Annotated in this window: 20 protein-coding genes; 4 read left to right on the top strand and 16 right to left on the bottom strand. The window is 49.0% G+C overall.

The features are described 5' to 3' along the window. Positions 1 to 35 precede the first annotated feature (35 nt). From DFP94_RS13420 to DFP94_RS13410, 3 genes are read right to left on the bottom strand one after another with little or no spacing between them, the layout of a single operon-like run. A complete protein-coding gene (locus DFP94_RS13420) occupies positions 36 to 1,145 on the bottom strand; it encodes an ABC transporter permease (RefSeq protein WP_114496977.1) in 1,110 nt (369 codons plus the stop codon). Beyond that, positions 1,142 to 2,089 carry an ABC transporter ATP-binding protein gene (locus DFP94_RS13415; protein ID WP_114496976.1) on the bottom strand — a complete coding sequence of 316 codons (948 nt, stop codon included), beginning with the start codon at positions 2,087 to 2,089 and terminating at the stop codon, positions 1,142 to 1,144. Before DFP94_RS13415 ends, DFP94_RS13420 begins: the two co-directional genes overlap by 4 nt. A 26-nt stretch (positions 2,090 to 2,115) precedes the next feature. Continuing rightward, entirely contained in the window at positions 2,116 to 2,769 is a 654-nt protein-coding gene (locus DFP94_RS13410; RefSeq protein ID WP_114496975.1) for a TetR/AcrR family transcriptional regulator, read from the bottom strand. A gap of 229 nt (positions 2,770 to 2,998) precedes the next feature. Here DFP94_RS13410 and DFP94_RS13405 point away from each other — a divergent pair, with 229 nt between their 5' ends. Next, positions 2,999 to 3,811 (top strand): class I SAM-dependent methyltransferase, encoded by an 813-nt coding sequence (locus DFP94_RS13405; RefSeq protein ID WP_114496974.1) that lies wholly within the window; start codon positions 2,999 to 3,001, stop codon positions 3,809 to 3,811. A gap of 241 nt (positions 3,812 to 4,052) precedes the next feature. Here the strand turns inward: DFP94_RS13405 and DFP94_RS13400 are convergent, their stop codons facing one another. The 4 genes from DFP94_RS13400 to DFP94_RS13385 form a co-directional block, all read right to left on the bottom strand. Next, entirely contained in the window at positions 4,053 to 4,748 is a 696-nt protein-coding gene (locus tag DFP94_RS13400; protein WP_114496973.1) for a stalk domain-containing protein, read from the bottom strand. Positions 4,749 to 4,776: 28 nt separating this feature from the next. Beyond that, complete coding sequence (locus tag DFP94_RS13395; protein WP_114496972.1) at positions 4,777 to 5,940, bottom strand: TolB family protein; 1,164 nt, start codon at positions 5,938 to 5,940, stop codon at positions 4,777 to 4,779. A 175-nt stretch (positions 5,941 to 6,115) separates the two neighbouring features. Further along, complete coding sequence (locus tag DFP94_RS13390) at positions 6,116 to 7,651, bottom strand: sensor histidine kinase (protein WP_114496971.1); 1,536 nt, start codon at positions 7,649 to 7,651, stop codon at positions 6,116 to 6,118. After that, positions 7,652 to 8,338, bottom strand: a complete 687-nt coding sequence (locus DFP94_RS13385) for a response regulator transcription factor (protein WP_114496970.1) — start codon at positions 8,336 to 8,338, stop codon at positions 7,652 to 7,654. Between the two features lie 227 nt (positions 8,339 to 8,565). On the opposite strand from DFP94_RS13385, the gene DFP94_RS13380 reads away from it, so the two are divergent. Continuing rightward, the gene (locus DFP94_RS13380) at positions 8,566 to 8,883 is read left to right on the top strand and encodes an ArsR/SmtB family transcription factor (RefSeq protein ID WP_114496969.1); all 318 of its coding nucleotides are present in this window, start codon (positions 8,566 to 8,568) and stop codon (positions 8,881 to 8,883) included. Between the two features lie 53 nt (positions 8,884 to 8,936). Continuing rightward, complete coding sequence (locus tag DFP94_RS13375) at positions 8,937 to 9,425, top strand: SRPBCC domain-containing protein (RefSeq protein WP_114496968.1); 489 nt, start codon at positions 8,937 to 8,939, stop codon at positions 9,423 to 9,425. Between the two features lie 72 nt (positions 9,426 to 9,497). On the opposite strand, the gene DFP94_RS13370 is transcribed toward DFP94_RS13375, so the two are convergent. Beyond that, positions 9,498 to 10,049, bottom strand: coding sequence for a TetR/AcrR family transcriptional regulator (locus tag DFP94_RS13370; protein ID WP_114496967.1), 552 nt, complete (start codon positions 10,047 to 10,049; stop codon positions 9,498 to 9,500). A 175-nt stretch (positions 10,050 to 10,224) separates the two neighbouring features. On the opposite strand from DFP94_RS13370, the gene DFP94_RS13365 reads away from it, so the two are divergent. Next, the gene (locus tag DFP94_RS13365; RefSeq protein ID WP_114496966.1) at positions 10,225 to 11,154 is read left to right on the top strand and encodes a ketopantoate reductase family protein; all 930 of its coding nucleotides are present in this window, start codon (positions 10,225 to 10,227) and stop codon (positions 11,152 to 11,154) included. 225 nt (positions 11,155 to 11,379) lie between these two features. Here DFP94_RS13365 and DFP94_RS13360 read toward each other — a convergent pair whose 3' ends face one another. The 8 genes from DFP94_RS13360 to DFP94_RS13325 all read right to left on the bottom strand — a co-directional run bounded on the left by DFP94_RS13360 (position 11,380) and on the right by DFP94_RS13325 (position 20,209). Next, positions 11,380 to 12,030: a DNA-3-methyladenine glycosylase family protein gene (locus tag DFP94_RS13360; RefSeq protein WP_114496965.1), complete on the bottom strand. Its 651-nt coding sequence runs from the start codon at positions 12,028 to 12,030 to the stop codon at positions 11,380 to 11,382. A 133-nt stretch (positions 12,031 to 12,163) separates the two neighbouring features. Beyond that, positions 12,164 to 12,832: a DinB family protein gene (locus DFP94_RS13355; RefSeq protein ID WP_114496964.1), complete on the bottom strand. Its 669-nt coding sequence runs from the start codon at positions 12,830 to 12,832 to the stop codon at positions 12,164 to 12,166. Positions 12,833 to 12,838: 6 nt separating this feature from the next. Continuing rightward, complete coding sequence (locus DFP94_RS13350; protein WP_281269490.1) at positions 12,839 to 13,129, bottom strand: TipAS antibiotic-recognition domain-containing protein; 291 nt, start codon at positions 13,127 to 13,129, stop codon at positions 12,839 to 12,841. A gap of 105 nt (positions 13,130 to 13,234) precedes the next feature. Continuing rightward, positions 13,235 to 15,676, bottom strand: coding sequence for a YcdB/YcdC domain-containing protein (locus tag DFP94_RS13345; RefSeq protein WP_114496962.1), 2,442 nt, complete (start codon positions 15,674 to 15,676; stop codon positions 13,235 to 13,237). A gap of 127 nt (positions 15,677 to 15,803) precedes the next feature. Then, positions 15,804 to 16,835, bottom strand: coding sequence for a LacI family DNA-binding transcriptional regulator (locus tag DFP94_RS13340; protein WP_114496961.1), 1,032 nt, complete (start codon positions 16,833 to 16,835; stop codon positions 15,804 to 15,806). A 175-nt stretch (positions 16,836 to 17,010) separates the two neighbouring features. Then, on the bottom strand, positions 17,011 to 17,844 hold the full coding sequence (locus tag DFP94_RS13335; protein ID WP_114496960.1) for a carbohydrate ABC transporter permease: 834 nt from the start codon (positions 17,842 to 17,844) through the stop codon (positions 17,011 to 17,013). Next, positions 17,844 to 18,686 carry a carbohydrate ABC transporter permease gene (locus DFP94_RS13330; RefSeq protein WP_114496959.1) on the bottom strand — a complete coding sequence of 281 codons (843 nt, stop codon included), beginning with the start codon at positions 18,684 to 18,686 and terminating at the stop codon, positions 17,844 to 17,846. Before DFP94_RS13330 ends, DFP94_RS13335 begins: the two co-directional genes overlap by 1 nt. Positions 18,687 to 18,811: 125 nt before the next feature. Continuing rightward, a complete protein-coding gene (locus DFP94_RS13325; protein ID WP_114496958.1) occupies positions 18,812 to 20,209 on the bottom strand; it encodes an ABC transporter substrate-binding protein in 1,398 nt (465 codons plus the stop codon). Positions 20,210 to 20,418 lie beyond the last annotated feature (209 nt).

Genomic DNA, 20,418 nt, shown 5'->3' with positions numbered 1-20,418 from the left:
TTGCTGCCGCCTCTTATACCTTAGCGGTGGCAGACTCACCCCCAAGAAAGCCTCCGCCTCTGATACAGCCCCAACCCCGCCAAAAAATACACCAGAGTAAGTATAAGGATCATAAACAAATCAAACTTAATTTCATTCCATCCCGCCCCGTAATTCAGCACTTTATTGAAGGCATTGACCGTATGCGTGAGCGGCAAAATATCCGTAATGCCCAGCGAATGTCCCTGGATTGAAAACAGAGGCAGCTTCGGCAGCGGGAACATGCTGCCCGAGAAGAACATGAGGATAAAGAAAGGGAAGCAGCCGACGGTTAGAACATCAAAAACCGTTCTCAGGAAGCTCGCCACGACGAGGCTGATCGAAACCATGGACAGGCTGGAAAGGACGCCGACCAGAAGAACCGTGCCGAAATTTCCTGACGGACTGTAACCTAATCCGAGCGCGGTCCAATAGGAAAGCATCATCGCACCCACAGCGATGAAGGCTTGCACGATGCAGATTGCCGCAAGGAAATGAAAGGCGCCGAGACGGCTGAGCTTCAGCCGGATCAGTGTTTTTTTGTCATTCTCTTTTACGATAGAAGCGGTTGCGGTAAAAAGGATCATAAGGATAGCCAAGGTGAGTAGTCCGGGGACGTATCCGTCGAACTCGTTCATGGGGAGTTGTCGTTCCAAAAAGGTCTCGGATATCGTAATCGGTAGCGTGATCTTCGCGGCCGCCATCCCTTGTTTCTGGACTTCATCGGCAACCATGACCGCCGCGACGGGATACCGTACGTTATTCATGCTTCCATATAAATGGGCGACGGATGGCAGAGTTGAATAATCAGGGGGAAGGACCATGCCAATATCGATGACTTTCTCTTTTACTCTTCCTTCTAATTCATCCACAGTTGCGATGTGGCTTATATTGAATAATTTGCTGCCGTCGGGTCCCTTTTTCCGATCGATCATTTCGATCAGCGCGGTCGACGCGTTCCCCTCATCCAGGTTTAGGATTCCAAGATCATAAGTCGTCGCCCCGCGCCCATATAGGAGGTACATAATCAGCAAAAAGAACGGGGCAAACAGCAACACCATCGCAAGCACTTTCCAATCCCTGATATTCTCTTTAAAGGTTTTGATGACGGACGCCGCCAGTTTCATTCGCGAAGCCCCCTTCCCGTCAAAGCAATAAACGCATCTTCCAGCGTACGCTTCCTGATCGTCATATCTTCCATATGGACGTGAAAAGCCTTTAACGTTTGGTTAACCAAAGGGATGTGCTCCATCACATCGCTTGCGCCCAGCAGCAAAAGACCGTCGGCCACCTTTTTGTCCTTAAAAACGGGCGGAAAAGAATCCAGCAGCTTACCGATTTCATCTTCGCGGATTCCGCTTATCCTTACCTGTAAAATATCTCCCGCCCCTGATGTTTCTTTAAGCTTATCGGGGGTATCGATTCGGAGTATTTTTCCTTGGTCCATGATGGCTACCCGGTCCGACAATCGGTCGGCTTCGTCCATGTCATGGGTGGTAAGGATGACGGTTCTTTGACTGCCCAGTCGCCTTATAAAATCACGCACCAGAATCCGGCTCTGCGGATCAAGCCCGGCCTGCGGTTCGTCCAGGATGATCAGCTTCGGATCATGCACCACGGCCAGTGCGATGTTCAGCCTTCTTTGCATGCCTCCCGATAAAGTCCCTGCAAGTTTACTCCTTTTACCCGCAAGCCCCAGGGTTTCCAAAAGAGCTTCGGCCCTTTGACCGGCGGCTTTCGGGGATAGCCCATAGGAAATTCCGAGAAATTTCAGTTGTTCATGGCATGTTAACTGTTCCCATATCACAATGTCCTGGGGACAGAACCCGATCATGCCTTTGATCCGAGAATAGCCGGTGGACATGGGAATTCCGTCAAACGTCATCTGTCCGACATCCGCCTTCAGCAAGCCGCACAACATGTTGATCGTGGTGGTTTTCCCGGCCCCGTTGGGCCCGAGCAACCCGAAAACCTCTCCCTTACGCACCGAAAAGCTTACCTGATCTACTGCCGGCAGGTTACCGTAATTTTTGCTTAACCCTTCCACGGAAAGAAATACTTCATTCGGCATTTCTTCATTTCCCCTTTGAATTTGACTCAAGCCCCAAACAGTCGATGAATAAAATCAAAAGCAATATCCCTGTTATCCGTGCTCTCCACGGGCATAAAATTATGAGTCCGAAAGAAACTCAACCCGTAAATCATCGCCAGCAAAGCATACGCTGCGTGCTTGTCATCAAGTTCACTTATCGAATCTGCCTTTCGGGCATGGCGGATCAACGACGAGATTCCTTCAATATCCTGCGCATACGTTTCAAGCATTACCTTTCTCAGATCCTCATCGATCGCGGCCATGGAGATAAATTGAATGAATATTTTCGCGATCCTTTCCTGGGGCAACCGGATATGCTCCGCCCCTTCCAGTGTGGAGACCTGGATCGTTTCTTGGCTTGTGTCCGACACCGGAGGAAGGGCGACCTCCACGACGGTGCTTACCATCTCCAGCGGAGGCATGCCCTCTTGAATGGAAGAACTAATCTTTTGACTATAGGCCGATAAGAATGCCTTGAGGCTTTCGAGAATCAGATTCTTCTTGGATTTAAAATAGTAAGCGACGATTCCCTTTGAAAATCCGGCTTTAGCCGCGACCATATCCAGGGTGATCCGCTCTATGCCGTGTTCGTAAATGCATTCCAGGGTGGCATTCATGGTTTCCGCTCTTCGTACAGGCTCCATTCCTTGTTTGGGCATAATCCGCTCCTTATCCGATTTTATTTTGACCAGTCAGTATAATATAAATAATAAACTCCCGTAGCATTCGGTAACAAAGAAAAAAGTCACAGCCTTTGAGGCTAGGTCCGCAAGATCAAACGTTCGCTTTATGGAACATTTTAGGTAGATTTATTCATCGTAAAATGGTAGATTACTCAATGATTCATATCCGTTTAGCTCATATTATTTATGTTGGGGGATGCTACGCATGGACAAGAATTCGGTTTATAGAACAAACGTTATAGGTGCTGGCGAGGTTGGTCGGGCCGTCTCGGTCGACATGGACAATGATTCTATACATAAAACAAACGTTACCTTTTGGGATACAAAAGGAAATGAAGTTTTAGGAGCAACCGCGCTTCCTTTGTACGGAGCCTTTGTCTCCGAAGAAAATTGCGGGCTTTTTGGCGATGTCTCGGGAAAGAAGATGCTGGAAATAGGCTGTGGGAGCGGTCAATCTCTGCAATATTTGGGGGAACGCAAAGCAGGTGAACTATGGGGCATGGATATATCCGCAAACCAACTCGAAAAGACAGCCCAAGTTTTGGCGTCAAGCGGCCTTTCAGCGAGATTGATCTGTTCTCCCATGGAAGCGGAATGTGGTATACCGGAGGATTATTTTGACTTCGTTTATTCGGTTTATGCGATAGGCTGGACCACCGACCTGGAGGGTACTTTTAGCCGGATCGCTTCTTATCTAAAAAAAGACGGCACATTTATTTTCAGTTGGTCTCACCCTATCCACAAATGTGTTGTTGCCGAGAATGATAGGCTTGCTTTTAAGAAGTGTTATTTCGACGAATCTTGGTATTCGGTATCCCTCGATGATAGTACGCTGACCTTATCGGACCGGAAACTATCAACCTATGTGAATGCGCTCGCCAAAGCGGGGTTTGTCATTGAGCAAATGATTGAGCAATCCGACGAAGAGTTGTTGCAAGCGCGCGACGATAACAGTGATTTTGCCAAAAAAGCAAAGATGCTTCCCGTAACTTTTGTCATTAAAGCAAGAAAACTATAGGATAGATATCCAACTTCCATATTTGATTTTCTTTTTGCAGTCCCAGTGCCATGGAATGAGTCGTTGTTTCTATAAGACCGCTACCTCTCGCCGGCGGCTAGACGATTCATTGAATATGTGGGGCATCATTGTCAAGACAACGCCTGAGTAACCAACTGGATGCACGATTAAAAAGGCTATCCAGGTCAAAATGACTCATGGATAGCCTTAGGTTGATTAGATAATTATCCGATCGCCCTCCTTACTTCAATTTAGCTACACTAACAGCGACCTGTTCAATTTGACTGTTGCTTAGGGAACCGTCAGGGGAGCTGATCGTCACCGTCCGGTCGTCCAGTTGGAAACCCAGCAACGGCGTTTCGGAAGGCGTATACCACTTCGCGCTATCACCGTTGGACAGCTTAACCTCCTTGGATTCATACCCCGTGGAATAATCCCGTGGCGACACATTCACGGTCATATGTTTAAAGATCAGATTGACTCCATCGCCCGCAGCTGACGCTTTAACGTAATTGTCGTTCTTGGCCATTTGCTGTGGAGCATAGGCTGTCTCAAAGGATTCAAACTTGGCGTATGCCTCCTTAATGGCTTTGATCTGTGCTTCACTGTAATGGATGGCCGTCCAGTCCTTTGTATTGCTATCGCCATCTTGTTCTGTTTCCAGCCGAATTTGCTGGCTAGCGGCATCGAACTCTACATCAATACCAGCCAGGTTGGAAATGGCTCGCACCGGCAAATACGTCGTATTCTGATAAGTGATCGGTACCAGCTTTTTGCCGTTACTGTCTGTTAAAGACTGATCGGCACCGTTTACGTTGAAGGTAATGCCGTGATTCAGATAAGCGTTGATCTTCTCCAGCTTGCTTCCGGCATACACGCCGGCGGCTCCCGTTAAAGTCATTCCCAATACAACGGTGGCCAATAGTATTTTTTTCACAACGAATCTCTCCTTTTTTTGAATCCTATTATTTTTTGAAATCCACAATATGCGTAACGATTAGCTTCTCTTTATCATCCACGGTAATGCCCAACCTCGTGCCCGAAGGGTTCCAGCTCAGCGGGTAGACCGGGTAGTACGATAACCCTAGCGGCGATACCTTGCCGGAGACTGTATCAAAGATATAGATCCCATTCATGCCGCCCTGATCCTCGGTATAAACCGCGAAGGCCAGCTTGGAGGAATCGGGGGACCAGGACTGATGGGACAGTAAATCGCCCTTGCCGATCAACAAACCTTGTACATGACCACCCGTATCATAGATGAGCAGGCGCGATTCTTCCTGCCCGCCGGTTCTTGAGGTGGAGACGGCAATCTGCTGGCTGTTAGGCGACAGACTCAAAGTGGAGACATCCTTTGCGAGCAGAGTTGGCCGGGATTGTGTTGGGGTGAAGCTCTTCATGCGGCCCTTGGCATCGGTGTAATAAATCTTCCCGTTGCCCGTAGCAAATTCGGTGAAGCTCTCTACATCAGGATCCTGAAGCTCGATCTTCTCCCGGGTACCGTCCACGGATATGTTCCATATTTCGCCCCGGTCCTTCATCGAGCCGGCGGCAAGAACATAGGAGTCATTATCGATCCAGCCGCCTACTTCCATATAATTGTCGACCGCGACCTTATGCCGCTCCCCTGTAGCCATGTTTTTGATCTCGTTCACGGCCAAATATTTGTCCTTCCAGGTCTGAATGAAGCTATATTTCCCATCCGGCGATAGAGAAGCTTTGACGACTTCTCCCTGATCCGCACCTGTCTGTTCCTTGATGCTCAGCCGCTCACCCGTCTCCAGATCAACTTGAAACCTATGGTAGCTAAATTGCGCTTCCTCCGTCGCGGTGGCCTGTTTCTCCATCGTGGTGACTTGGATCTCCAGTTCGTGGTCCGAGAGCCATTTTTCTATATTGGCGCCACTTATCTGGTGTATGCGCTGCACGGCAATACCCTGCTCAGCAGGCGGTTTTTTCTCTATGACTACTGTCAGTTCACGTTTTCCTCCTGTCGCCCCGGAACCGGATTGGCCCGTTGTATCCGGCATCTGTTTACTACCTTCCTGTTCTGCGTCACAGCCGAATAAGATACCGGCAGACAGCAAGGTCATGGCAATTAGACCGGCGATGTATTTCCCTTTGTTCATTAGGGACCTCCTGCTCACATGAATTATTCTGACCCGGGCCACGGTATTCAATGTTCAAAGCTCCCCATGGCTTTTAGTATAGAGAGACAATATTGCATAAGCATATCCAGCTTGTAACGAACTTGTAAACAATCCGGAAGCATTATCTGAATCGCGGCGAAAAGCCCGGATGATCTCACTCATTCCGGGCTATATCATTTGGTGTATATGTTGTCCTTTCCGTATGGAAGGCATGTAGCAGTAGCTCCACCCTGAGACGCGACCCGTCCGGTCCCGTCTCAACAAGCTGTACAGTTCCGCCTTGCTTCTCGATCAGATTGCGGACTAAGGCTAACCCAAGTCCAGTTCCGCCGCTAGCTCTTGACCGGTCTCTACTGACCGTATAGAACGGATCGAAAATTCGGGATACGGCTTCCTTCGGGATACCGATTCCTGTATCGGCAACTTCTATGATCATCCGGCTTGCTCCGTCCGCCGACTCTGCGATGTAGTTCAGCAGGTGAACTTGCCCGCCTGGGCGGTTATATTTGATCGCATTGTCCAGCAAATTGAGCATGATGTGCATCACGTTCTCAGGATCGGCCCACACTTCACCTTCAACAAGCGAAGTATGAATCGTAACCCCGCAACTGTCCGCCTTCCCTTGCAGCCGGGCCACAGCTTCCTCCAGTAAAGGACATAGCGGAACCGCCTCCGCCTGTGTCTCAAACTCGTATACGTCCATCGCTGACAATTGTAGCGCTTTCTCCACAAGACTGTACAATCTCTGTGCCTCCGCATGGATGCGTCTTCCCGCATCGTCCAGCAGGGTGGGATCATCGCTGTACATCGTCAACAGGTCGGCGTAAGCGATAATCGAGGTTAACGGTGTCTTTAGCTCATGGCTGATATTGCCGATAAACTGCTTTTGCTGCTGCTCCAATTCCCGCAGTCGTCCCACCGTTTCAAGCAGCTTTTGCTTTTCTTCATGCAGAGCACCGACAGACGTGGAAATGCTGCCGCTCATCTCATAGATTCCTTGTGCAAGCTTCCCCAGCTCATCCTTTCTGACTACCGAAGGAGCCGATAGATAATCGCCTTTACCAATTTGCGATGCCGCCCTGTTCAGCCGGTCAATGACATTGACCTGCCGCAGGACATACACGTAACCGATTAGGAAACCAACAATCAGCACGGTGGCACCGGCAAGCAGAAACAACTGGCGAATTCGGGCATAAAAAGCATTTTGCTCGGCGAGCGAAGCATGAAACTGGACCGTGCCCAGACGCTGCTCGGCATTGTACAGGGGAGCAAGGAACAACAACTGATCCCCTTCGGTAATGTATGCAGACTGTCCCTGAGCCGTAAATTGCAGGGCATCCTGCACATCGGCACGAGGCTGGAACGGCAGCGAGGTGCCGGCAAATGAGCCATCCACCGCATACAGCGTTACGGCCATACCGCTCTGTGCGCCCAAATCCACGGCCAGCCGTTGACCCGTTTGCATCATAAATTGATCCGGCGGAATCCGACTTTCGGTCAAGTATTCCTCCCGCACGCGCAGATTGGCCGCTTCTGCCTGTCGGGTAAAAGATTGCTCCAGCATACTCCGCTGGTTCTCCCGGATGCCACTCAGCACGAGTACGCTCAGGCAGGTTACGATAAACACGAGCAACAGGGCGAGTAACAACGACATTTTCCCCTTCAGGCCTAGCCGAAATCTGCCTCCCATTTAAGGTGACTCCGTACTTTTATAGCCGATGCCGTAAACAGTTTGAATGAGTCCGTGGTGGTTACCCAGCTTTTTGCGCAGACGCTGCACATGAATGTCCACCGTTCGGGTGCCACCCGCAAAACCCATATCCCACACTTTCTCCAGCAGCGCTTCCCGTGAATAGACCCGCTCCGGATTGCACATCAACAATATCAATAGATCAAATTCCTTCGGCGTTAATTCCAGCCGTTCGCCTTGAATAGAAACCGCGCGGCTGGACAGCTCTGCGGACAATTCTCCCAGTCTCAGCACCTCATGCTGCTCCTGTTGCAATTGCTCGCCATAACCTCCCCGGCGTGATAGTGCCTTGACTCTGGCCAGCAGTTCCCGCATATCAAAAGGCTTGGTCATGTAATCGTCAGCGCCTAGCTCCAAACCTAACACTTTATCGACAATATCGTCTTTGACCGTCAGTAACAGAATCGCTGGCCGTGGCCGACCATCCAGCTTGCGGCATACATCATAACCGCTTAGACGCGGCATCATGACATCGAGCACCATCACCGTGGGCCGGAACGTCTCCACCTTGTCCAGCGCTTCCTTGCCGTCCGCAGCCATCTCGACCTCATACCCTTCCCTACGTAGCGCATAAGCTACAGCCGCCCGAATGCTGCTCTCGTCATCTACCACAAGTATTTTGATCATGAACATCTCCTTGCATACTTTGTACCCTGTATTATACCAAACAAGAAAAAACGGTTGCACGGTCCTTAATATCACTAAGCTAAAAAATCATTCAAATACAGCGAGAGTGGACGATGGTAAGCACCTAAAGTAGAACGAATCGTACCGAGTCCTTCTTTATATTTTAATATTCCTTGACGGGAATATTCTCATATTGGTATATTTAATCAGAAGGGAGATACGATTATATGGGCGAGAACATAACAACATGGAGTGCACTTGCCGAGCCCAACCGACTACACATTGTCGAGCTTTTGCGTGGCGGTCCCCTTACTGTAGGCGAAATAGCTGAACGACTTGGGCTCCGTCAACCGCAGGTATCTAAACATCTACGTGTACTTAGTGATTCCGGGCTTGTTGAGGTGTATCCAAGAGCGAATCGCCGCATCTACAAGTTGCGGCCTCAGCCCTTCTTGGAACTGAACGATTGGATTCATTCGTTTCGAACTATTTGGGAGGGTAGATTGGAGCGTTTGGACGATTATTTACGTGAGTTGCAGGAATAGTAACAGCGGAATTGGCGTAATGCATAACAATGAAGCTAACTGGAGGAATCGCAATGTCAACTCAAATGGAGATCACTTATACTTTCAATGCTCCACGAGAACTTGTGTTTAAGGCATTCACCGAATCACAACATTTGCGGAACTGGTGGGGGCCAAAAGGGTGGGATTTTCAAGTTGCGAAAGCAGATTTCCAGCCGGGCGGTGTCTTTCACTACAGCCAGAAACCTGCTGACGGCGGCGACATCATGTGGGTTAAATTTGAATACAGTGAAATTGTTACATCGGAGAAAATCGTTTACACCAGTTTCTTTTCCGATGAGGAAGGTAACGTTGTACGTGCACCCTTTGACGCAAATTGGCCACTGAAAACCTTGAATACCCTAACGTTCATTGAGGACAAAGGAAAAACAACTCTTACAACGATTATTGTTCCCGTATCCCCGACCGAGGAAGAGTATAAAACCTTCTTTTCTTCACGTGAGATCGTTCAGGATGGATTTTCCGGAACCTACGATCAATTAGCCGAATATCTAAAGATATAGACAATTTGATATAGCCGGAGCTAAAAACACCGACCCCCGGTGTTTTTTTGTTTATAACTATCCTGCGCGATATTACACCGGCAGCAGATTCCGCTCCAACAATACATGCAATTGCTCCACCATTTCCGCCGGGGAGTAAGGCATCGATTGGAGAATCCACCACTCCACCAGACCGGCAATCGCACTGGACAGAAATTGCCCCAGAATCTCGGGGTGTACTCCCGCATATAAGCCGCAGCTTCGGGTATTCTCTCCGATTCCCCGTTCCACCATAGCCATCATCCGGTTCCGGAAGGCCGGTACCCCCTTGCTCGTCAGCAAAATGGAATAAACGGAGGTGTGTTGCTCTAAAAATTCAAAGGTGCGCAGTAGTTGCGTTTTCGCGGACACCCAGTTCGGATCCCCATCCGGCTGACAACTTTCGTACAAGAATTGCAAATAAGTTTCAATGCACTGCTCCAGCAAGTCGAATTTGTCCGTAAAATGCAAATATACCGTTCCCCGGTTCACGTTTGCTCGGTCCGCAATTTCATGAATCGTTATTTTTTCAAACCCTTGTTCCCCCAGCAACCCGATAAAAGCTTCCATGATTGCCTGCCGCGTTCTCATGATTCGTCTATCCATGACTCTTCCTTCCCGCGCTTTCTTCTGAACATTTCGTGCGCATGTGTTGAATTATCAACGAAATCGGCAATTTTACCGATTGATCCGTGGTTCCCTAGGATGCTAAGGTAATTATAATTCAACAAACGTTACTTATACAACAAATGTTCAGTATTGGAAAGCGGGGGATTGCAACATGAAAGTTTTAATTTACGGCGCGGGGGTATTAGGCAGTTATCTGGCCCATGCCTTGATACGCGGAGGCAATGACGTAGCCATGCTGGCGCGAGGGGCTCGCGCGGAGGAACTGGAAAGCAGCGGCCTGGTAATCCGCCATTACTTCCAACTCAAAACCTCCGTTGATCCTGTTCGGGTGATCCGGACGCTGGAACCGGAAGATATCTACGATCTCATCTTTGTGGTCATGAAGTATTCGGACTTTCCTTCGGTCCTGCCGATTTTGGCGGAAAACCAAAGCGGCAACATCGTGATTGTAGGCAATAATACCGACGCACGGGATATGCAGGACTATTTTCAAAAGAACGGCTCTATACGGAAAAATGTTGCCTTCGGATTCCAGGTTAGCGCCGGGCGGCGGGAACCGGGCCGTATCGTCAGTGTCCGAGCTGGCGTGCAGATGGTAATCGGTGCGCTTAATGGCCTCATTCCTTTTCGAGCGGTGCTGGATCAAGCTTTTGCTAAGGCCAAATACAAACTTGTTTACCACGAGGATATCGACGCTTGGCTAAAAAATCATATTATCCCGATTTTGGCGATCAACTACGGCATCCTCATTCATAACGGCCAAATGAAGAACATCGCCGGGGACGACAAGTTGCTGCGGCAAATGGTCGCGGCCATGAACGAAGGCTTCGACGTGCTGGAAGCGCTCGGTTATCCCCTGGTACCCGCAGGCCAAGCGAAATTTATCCGGAGCCACCCTAAGCTGCTCCGCCTTTTTCTTAAAATTTATCATCTACTCCCGGTCAGCCGGATGATCGACGGTTCTCCCCTTGAGATCGTCGCATTAAGCCGAGTGTTTCGCGAATGGAGAAATCGGACAGACGTCCCCACTCCCAACTGGGATCTGTTGGAGGAGCGAAGCGTCATACAACTGCCGAATTAGCGCTCAATATTAGCTAATATCCAATTGATTTTCGTCTATCGATTAGGCTTGCGGAGGCGAACGAATTGCGTCGTCCAGCCGGATGTGGTGGTCATTTGCGACAAGGACCGAATCGATGCGCCAAAGACCCCAACGTGGAGTCGGGGTGGTTTAAGGGCTTATGCGTGACGATGCAGGATCTGTTCGCAGAGTAAGAAGCGGGCGTTGGACTGATCCTTCTGCGGCTTAGTTTGGCGTACCCGCCCCGTCCGCATCGGCTTGCCGGAACGAGATCTCCCACAAATAAATGGAAGCGACCGAACCGTAAGGCGAATATCGGAGGCGGTATTGTTCGAACTGCTCTTTCGAGAGGTCCGGAAGCCCGTATAAATTCATGATGCCGCGGCGAATCGCTATATCGCCCCAGCTAAGGATATCCGACCGCTCCAGGCAGTTCATGAGCAGCATTTCGGCCGTCCAAACGCCGATGCCGGGCAGCGCCGTCATCCTGGCGGTGACTTCCGCCTCCGGCAAATGCCTAAGGCCCTCCAGATCGAATTCGCCCGAGGCGACCTGCGTGGCGATCTGATGGATACAGAGCGCTTTTTTCATCGTCATGCCGCAGCGTTGGATGTCATCGGCCGAGGATGCCGCCAAACGTTCCGGACTTATATCGCCGAAAGCTGCCTGCATGCGGTTCCATATGGTTTTCACGGCTTTCACGGAAATGAGCTGGCCGACGATCGCGTGAACGAGCGCGGGGAACAGTTCCGGGATGATCACCCGCTCCACTTTGCCCCGGCGGAGTATGTAGTCCCCGAGCACCGGGTCCGCTGCCGACAGGCCGTCAATTTCCTTTTGTCCATATTCAAAAGTCTTGGTTGCCACGGCGCACATGCCGGTTCCTCCTACTTATCATCAAGTTTCAACAGCCTCTGCCGCAATGACGACAAAAGCCGTACACCTACTATAGCTTATCGCATAGCGGGTTGTACGGCTTTTCGATTGAAACAGCAAGATAGTGAACACCTTATTTTTTTAATCGCTGCGATTTGTTGAGATGAACGATTAAATGCCGGGTGGCCGGCATCAGAATGATTCCCGCTTTGTTCAATCCGCCCCAGTAGTCGAGCAGCCATTCGCCTTCTTCCCGGACATCGTTGTTGCTTTTGATCAAGGCGACCCGGGAAGGATCTATCTTCTGCTTCAATTCGCCGGGCCGCAAAGCCATGACGATTTCCCGGGTACGAAGCCCCACCGCATTCCGGTAATCCCGAAGGGACGCGATATGAACGGCAGCGCTAAGCTCCCTTACGTCTTCGTCCTTCATTCCGTTACCCGTATCGCGATACCTGATTCCAATTCTGGCGGACCAATCCTGTTCATCAAAAACCTGCGGCCGGTCTCCCACCAGCGTGTTCAGCGTAATATCCTCGATCCGGGTAGAGTGGTAAATATGCCAGGCAATCGAGTTCACGCCCGGCTTCGGAACCCTGCGGAAATTTTCTTCGCTCAACTCATCAAGCACCTCGTCCTCGAAAGACCAGACATCGGGGCCTGTGATACAGGCCGAATGAACCGCCGAATGCTGGACGAGTATGCGTTCAATGACCAATTCGTGATGCTCCGGTTTGGCGATGATCGCCTTCAATTCTTTTTGCAGGGTATTCCAAACGACGCGTTCATTTGACATGTTCATCTTCCCCTATTCTCCTGACTTGGCTAGCGCCTCCGCGGCGGCGTTTAAATAATAAGCCAGACCGGTCTGCTGCCCCTCCAGCATGTTCCGGTGAAAGTCGTCTTCCAGAAAAAAACGGGTCTGGAGCGCAAAGTCGGAACCCGACGCAGGATGGCCGTGCTTTTCCAGAAACTGTAGGTGTCTCACAATATGCTGTTGCACGCTCTTATCGTCATATTTGAGTCCGTCTCTCAGGCTTCTGGCCATCTCGGCCATAAATTCTGCGGCTTCTACAGCTTGTTCGTCCGAGGAGGTAATAGCTTCATTTCTTTACCTCCTGATTATGCCGACTACAACATGCAAATAAGGCTGCCCGGCGCAGTAGAAACTGCTTCCGGGACAGCCCCATGCCGAAATAGATGACTATTGAGTGATCCCCTGATCCATTTTGCCTTGCAGTTTAACGAGCTGCATCATTACCGTTGCCGCATCCGCTTTCGTCACGGCACCTTGCGGATTGAATTTGCCGTTCTGGCCTTGGAGCAAGCCAAGTTTCATGGCGAGGGCCACCTCGCCTTTGCTGACGATCGACGACTTGTCGCCGAATTGATTTAAGCTTTCATCCCCGGTCAGAAACGCGGCCATTTTATTGTACTTGACCATCGATGCCAGGCTGACGGCCAACTGCTCCCGCGTCAGTTTGGAATCGACCTTCAAAACGTCGTCCCGGTCAATCCAATTCCGTTCGGCAGCATAGCTTACCGCATCATAATAGAGGCTATCCACGGATACTCCCGCTATCTCCTTCTGTTCGGCCATTCCGTAATAACCGGCATAGTCCTTGTAATAAGGAGTTACGGCTTGAGCCATCATGCCAAGCCATTCGCCGACCGTAATATCTTGATTAGGCTTCACGTTGCCGCTCTCATCTGGCGTAATTACACCATATTGTACCAAGGTCATGAGATCCAGCTCGGCCCAATGGCCTTTCAAATCGGCAGGCATGGACCCGGTGGAATTTCCGTTCCCATACCTGATGTTGTCATATACCGTCACCCATTGACCTGAAACGGCATCGAGAACTTGATACGGTTTATCGCGATCCTTGGCTTCCGGAGAATAGGCCAGCCAGGTTTTCTGTTCAATATATTTGTTATCCGTGATATGCCCGCCGGTACTGATGTACTGCAGTTTCATGACGTACAGATCCCGGTATGTCTTCAGCGCGTCTTCCTTTGCCACTTTTGCGATCGATGGTCCGGTAACTTTATCAAGTCCCGGCGTACGGCCAAAGCTGTAATATTCCAGATTGCCATATAAATCGAAAGATAGAGAAATTCCACCGCTATTCACCGGAATGTCTTGAACAAATCGGGTGAAATTAAATCCGTATCCCGTCTTATCCGGATTGACATCCTTCTGCTCCACCAATTTGTAATTCCGGCTTGCGTTTGGAGCCAAAGCATTTACGAGTTCGATCGCTTTTTGCTTGGCTGCTCCTTGACTCAGCTTCACGGCCCCGGCTGGAGGGACTGACGCTTCCTGACCTTGATCGGCGAACTCCTCCATGCGAAACTCAAGAATTTGTCCCGTCAGGGCATCGACTTCCGCACTCGATTGGAACGGGAATCCTGGAACATACGGTTTTCCCTGCTGGTCTCCCCAGGTCAATCTCCATACTTTCCGCGCGGGATCGGCGTAATCCGAATTCAATGACGGATATGAGGACAAAGTTCGCCCCTTTGGAATCATAAAAGTATGTTCTACCAATTTCCCCGCCTCGTCGGCGGTCAGTTCCGACTTGGATGTCCGAGGTGCGAACTGTTTTTTGGTGGCTGGTACTTCCGAATAGACGGGCGGGGTTGCCGTCACGTCTTCCCCTTGATAACTAATTCGCTTCCCGGTTGTTGCATCGATCGGATAGGTACCATTCTCCGAAGGACTCCAAGCTAATATATATTCGCTAGCTTTATCTTCTTTGTGTATCTCAACATACCTCAGTTCAACATCCAGTCCGCTTCCGAAGGTTTGCTCCGCAACAGTCTGGGAAATGGCTGCCGCCTTCGCCGGATAATTCAATCGTTCAAAAGATTTGGTGAAAGAAATAAGATTTCCGTTGCCGTTGAGCATGATGCTGACATATTCGGGTGAAGGAATACCATTCTTAAGCACGCCAAAATTGAAATTGTATTGAATCGGTCCGAACAAAGAAGCCTCGGTTGGGTTCCAAGAAGAAATAACCTCCTGTTTCAGATCCTGCAGCGATATAGTAGGAGCCGCCTTAACAATAAAAGACTTGGCCGTTTCAAGCGCCTGATCTTGGGTCAACTTTGGAGGATAATAGTTCTCGTTAGAAGCTTCTTGCGCACTGCTTAAATAGATGTTGATGAGATCTCCGGTAAGTGCGTCAACCTGGGAACTAAAACTATACCCCGAGCTTCCCGCCGGATAGGTCCACTCGATGTTCCAGACCATTTGATTAGTTGGCGGCGGATACACGTTAGTAATCCCCAGCGTGACGTTTTGAACAACCGCATCCTTCAATTCCGGAAGCAACTCCTTCACTTTAGCGACGGCCTGCTCCTTCGTGAATTTGGCTAATGACGAATCCGGTGCAGATGATCCCGGCATCGGAATTTCACCGGCGGCAATCTTCAATCGGGTCTCGATCGGCAAAAGGTCATACGATGATGTGCTGCCTGATGTGCTATCCGTACCCGACTCTACCGAAACGCTCTCCGTCGCCTTGCTTGTCTCGGCTCCGGCCAGACTTGCGGGAAGCAATACTGAAATCGCTACCAACCCGGTACTCGCAAATTTCGTCATCACCTTGAACCGGTTTGCTCTCGCTCTTTTCTTATTCAACTCTACCCCAACCTCTCTCCCTGATACTTCTCTCCATTCTAAGGCGTTTTAAGCAAAATATCCAGAATTGCCCTTCCTGCCAAAAACAACAAAACCCGGCCGCAGATTTCTGCGAGGCCGGGCTATTTTATTTCCGTGCGGTCGTCGACTCGCGGATCATCAGTTCCGCCGGGAATGTTTTGTGCGCATGGGTTATCTTTTTGTTGATCAAATCAAACAGGATTCTGATCGTCTCTTCCGCAATTTCCTCCACCGGCTGGCGGATGGTCGTAATGGAAGGATTGTAATAGTAAGTGATATCCAGTCCGTCAAAGCCGGCGACGGAATAATCATCGGGAACGGATTTTCCGCTCTCGAAGATCGCCTTGCAAGCTCCCACGGCCAAACTGTCGGAGACGGCAAACAGCGCCGTAAACTCCTCTCCGGAATCCAGCAGTTCTTTGGTCACCGCATAGCCGTTTTCCATCGAGTAGCTCTCTATGTTTTCTTTCATGCTGTAAACCAGCTTCTCATTCAATGGCAATTCATGATCTTCCAAAGCCTGTTTATAACCTTCGTATCTAAGCTTACCGATACTGACATCGTCCATGGATGCGGTAATGATGGCAATTTTACGATGGCCCTGATTGCATAGATAGTCTACCATTTTATAGCTTTCTTTATAGTCGTCCACCGAAACGGAAGAGTACTCGCTCGGATCATACTCCGGTGTCATGCCGATCGTGCTCAAGACAAACGGTACCGTCAACTGATCAAGCTTTTCCTTGGAATGCGAAAAATTCCCCCCGAGAAAAACGATCCCCTTCAACCGTTTCTCTTTCTCCAACTCGATGGCGACTTCGATCTCATCCTGATTCTCATCCACATGCTGCAGAATGAAGGAGTATTTCTTTCTTTGAATCTCTTTTTCAAACACCTGAATCATCCGGTTGAAGAAAGGATTCGTGATCCCCTTGATCAGGACGGCGATCGTCTTAGAGGCGGAACGTTTCAGATTCCGGGCGCTGTTGTTCGGAACATAATGGTTATCTTTGATGACCTGCATAATCATGGCTTTGGTCTCTTCGCTGATATCGGGATGATTATTGATCGCCCGGGAAACCGTGGTCACGCCAACCCCGCACATTTTTGCAATATCGATAATTGTAATTGAAGCCATGTCCGATCTTCCCTTACATCGTAATCTCTACACACTCATAGAAAATATAGCAATTAAACCTTTGGATGACAAGGGCGGGTATAAAAAAGCAGGGTTTCCGGGTGGATCAGTCCATCCGGTAAAAACCCTGCCCTGCCCTCTTTGCGCTACCGCTACCCGGGCATTTATTGACATGCTAACCTTTGACGGCACCGGCAACGACGCCTTCAATAATATATTTCTGACAGAACAGATAGAAGATGACGATAGGCAAAATAGCCAACACCAGCATGGCCATCATGGCTCCCATATCAATCGAGCCGTAACCGCCCTTCAGATATTGAATGGCGATCGGAATCGTTCTGTGATCACTCCCAATGACCAGCAAAGGCAGCAAATAGTCGTTCCAGATCCACATGACGTTGAGGATCGCCACGGTAATCGCAATCGGTTTCAAAATCGGCAATACCACTCTGAAAAAGGATTGCACAGGATTACAGCCGTCAATCAGGTCGGCTTCTTCAATTTCAATCGGAATCGACTTCACGAATCCACTAAACAAGAACACCGATAACCCGGCTCCAAAGCCCAGATAAATGAAAATGATTCCGACCAGATTATCCACATGCAGAATATTGGCCACCTTCGTCATCGTAAACATGACCATTTGAAACGGAACGATCATCGAAAATACGAAAATGTAGTATAAGTATTTCGTGAATTTGGTTTTGACTCGCGTAATATACCAGGCCGTCATGGCAGTAAGCAGTACGATGACAGAAACGGAGCACACCGTGATGAACAGGGAGTTTCCGAAAGCATTAAAAAATCCGATTTTGGAGATGCCGCCCGTATAGTTCTTCAAACCGATGAATGTCTGGGCATCCGGAAGTTTGAACGGGGTGTCGCTTATAAAGAACTTTCCTTTAAAAGAATTCAACAGTACGATCAGGATCGGTGCCAAGAACAGTACGGCGAGAACCAATAACACCGTATTTAGTGCAGCATCTCTGCCTCTCGTCTTTTGCATCAGTTCTCAACCTCCTTGCTTCTTGTGGCTACAAGCTGGATCAATGCAATCAAGGCAACCAACAGAAAGAATACAACCGCTTTGGCTTGGCCGACGCCTTCCCAGCCTACGCTGCCATAAAAGGTGTTGTAAATATCCAGCGCCAGCATGGAGGTTTGCTTCGATGGTGCCCCAGCCGTGAGCGCCAGGTTCTGGTCGAACAGCTTGAACGAATTCGACAAAGTCAGGAACAAACAGATAGTGATAGAAGGCATTACAAGAGGAATAGTCACATTACGCAATATACCGAAACGGGTACTTCCATCAATCTTGGCTGCTTCAATAACGTCCTTCGAAACATTTTGAATGCCGGCGATATAAATGATCATCATATACCCGATTAATTGCCAATTCATGAGCACGATAAGACCCCAAAAGCCGTAATTGGCACTGGAGGTTAAAGTTACGTCAAATTTAATCAGTACTCCGTTAATAATGAGCTGCCAAATATAACCCAGTACGATCCCGCCGATCAGGTTCGGCATAAAAAAGATCGTTCTGAACAGATTGGTTCCTTTCTTCCCCCGCGTTAACAGCATGGCCAGAAGAAAGGCAAACACATTGATCGTAATTACCGACACGATTGTAAATTTAACCGTGAACCATAAGGCATTCAAAAATTCTTGATTGGAAAAAGCATTAATATAATTGCTGAAGCCAACCCATTTTGCATCCGTAACTGTTGTAAATTCCGTAAAGGACAAGTACACGCCCAGAACAAACGGAATAATGAACATGACAGTAAAGGCCAGTAATGTAGGCAATGCAAAAAGGGCGAAGTATCTTTTTATCGATTTTTGCATGGTGTTCTGCTCCTCACCTGAGATTAAAAAATGGCGAGTCAGAAAATCGCTTTCTATACTCACCGGTCATAAATTAGGCCACGGCGCACCGGTTTGGTCCACCGTGGCATAAGAGTGGATGCTAATTACTTGGCTTTTTCGGTTTTCCAGCTATCCTTGAAGATACTTACAACATCATCCCAGGTTTTGTTGCCTTGGGCGTATTGCAGCAATGCATCGCCGAACACGTTTTTGAATTCTTCGCTCGGGAATGCCGCGAAAGCCCATGGCACCGATACGATACCGTCTTTGTCCATCCAGTTCGTTACTTCTTTTGCGAGCGGATCGGCAGGTTTTTCATCTTCCTTGAACGTATTGAATGGAGCGATGAATCCGAGATCCTTGGTTACGTAAGCTTTACCTTTGTCGCTGGAGAACAGCCATTCCAGGAACGCGATCGAAGCTTCCTGTTTCTCAGGAGATACCTTGCTGTTGATGGAGAGATAGTTTTCCGTACCGATGGCCAGGCCTTGATTTTCTTCGCCGGATACTCCGGTGTAAACCGGCAGGAATTTGATGTCTTCGGCTTTTACGACGTTGCCGTCAACCTCCTTGATTTGCGACCAGGCCCAGTTTCCGTTTTGAACCATCGCGGATTGACCCAGCGCAAACTCGGCCATGGAGTCGGTTACGGATTTGCTTCCGAGCAGACCGCCTTTTGTAACCGAGTTATTGATGTACAGGTCAAAAGTATTTTTGAAATTCGGATTGTATTTAAATTCGACTTCGTTCGTGGCAAGACCGGCCAAAACAGTGTTGTCATAAGCTGTGTTGTCTTTGAACTCATAGTACAAAGGCAGGTTGGCCAAATGAGTATGCCATCTCCATTGCTCGCCTGCAGCCAGTGAAGTGGAGGAGAATACGCCTTTGATTCCCAACTGGTCTTTCTTCGCGGTCATATCTTCAACGACGGCTTTCAAAGTGTCGAAGTTTTTGACGTCGGCCATCGAAGACGCCGAAACGGCTTTATCCGACAATTCGAAATACTTCTTCATAATGGCATCATTGTAAATAATGCCGTAGCCTTCCACAACGTAAGGAATTCCGTAAACGCCGCCTTCATTAGTTACAGCCAGGCTTTGGTCGGACAAGTAGCTGTAAAGCTTGGTGTCTTTCAAATCGAGCGAGTAATCTTTCCAGTTCTGATAGCCTATGGGACCATTAATTTGGAAAATCGTCGGGGCGTCGGCTTTGGCAATTTCAGATTTCAGAGTTGCCTCGTAAGTTCCGGCGGCAGCAGTAACGACTTTAACTTTGACCCCCGTTTCCGCTTCATAATCCTTAGCAATTTTCTCGTAAATTTCCGCGATCTCCGGTTTGAAGTTCAGGAAAAAAATTTCGCCCGCTTTTTTTGCCGGGGCGGAACCTCCATTAGCTCCCGAATCATTCACTTTTGCTTCATCGTTTTTGTTGCCGCAACCTACAGCAAGCCCGGCGACCAAAGTTAAAGCCAGCACCAAACTCCATAGCTTTCTGACCTTCATTTGTCCTTTCCCCCTCGAATGAATTCGAAATGATATTGCGAAATGAATACGCTTCCGTTTTTCCGGTTTCGTTTTCGGTAACGATTCCGAAAACCATATCGGCATCCTTTTCGGTAACGTTTTCATTCTTAACGTCATATTAGCATACAGGTTTTGTCTTCGGCAATACAAATTTTAAAACCCTCTTCGATGGATTCAAAAACTTCTTT

Origin of the sequence: Fontibacillus phaseoli (assembly GCF_003337355.1) — a bacterium.
In the GTDB taxonomy this organism is placed as follows: domain Bacteria; phylum Bacillota; class Bacilli; order Paenibacillales; family Paenibacillaceae; genus Fontibacillus; species Fontibacillus phaseoli.
The sequence above is the reverse complement of the archived record's forward strand: the minus strand, read 5'-3'. Positions and strand labels throughout refer to the sequence as shown.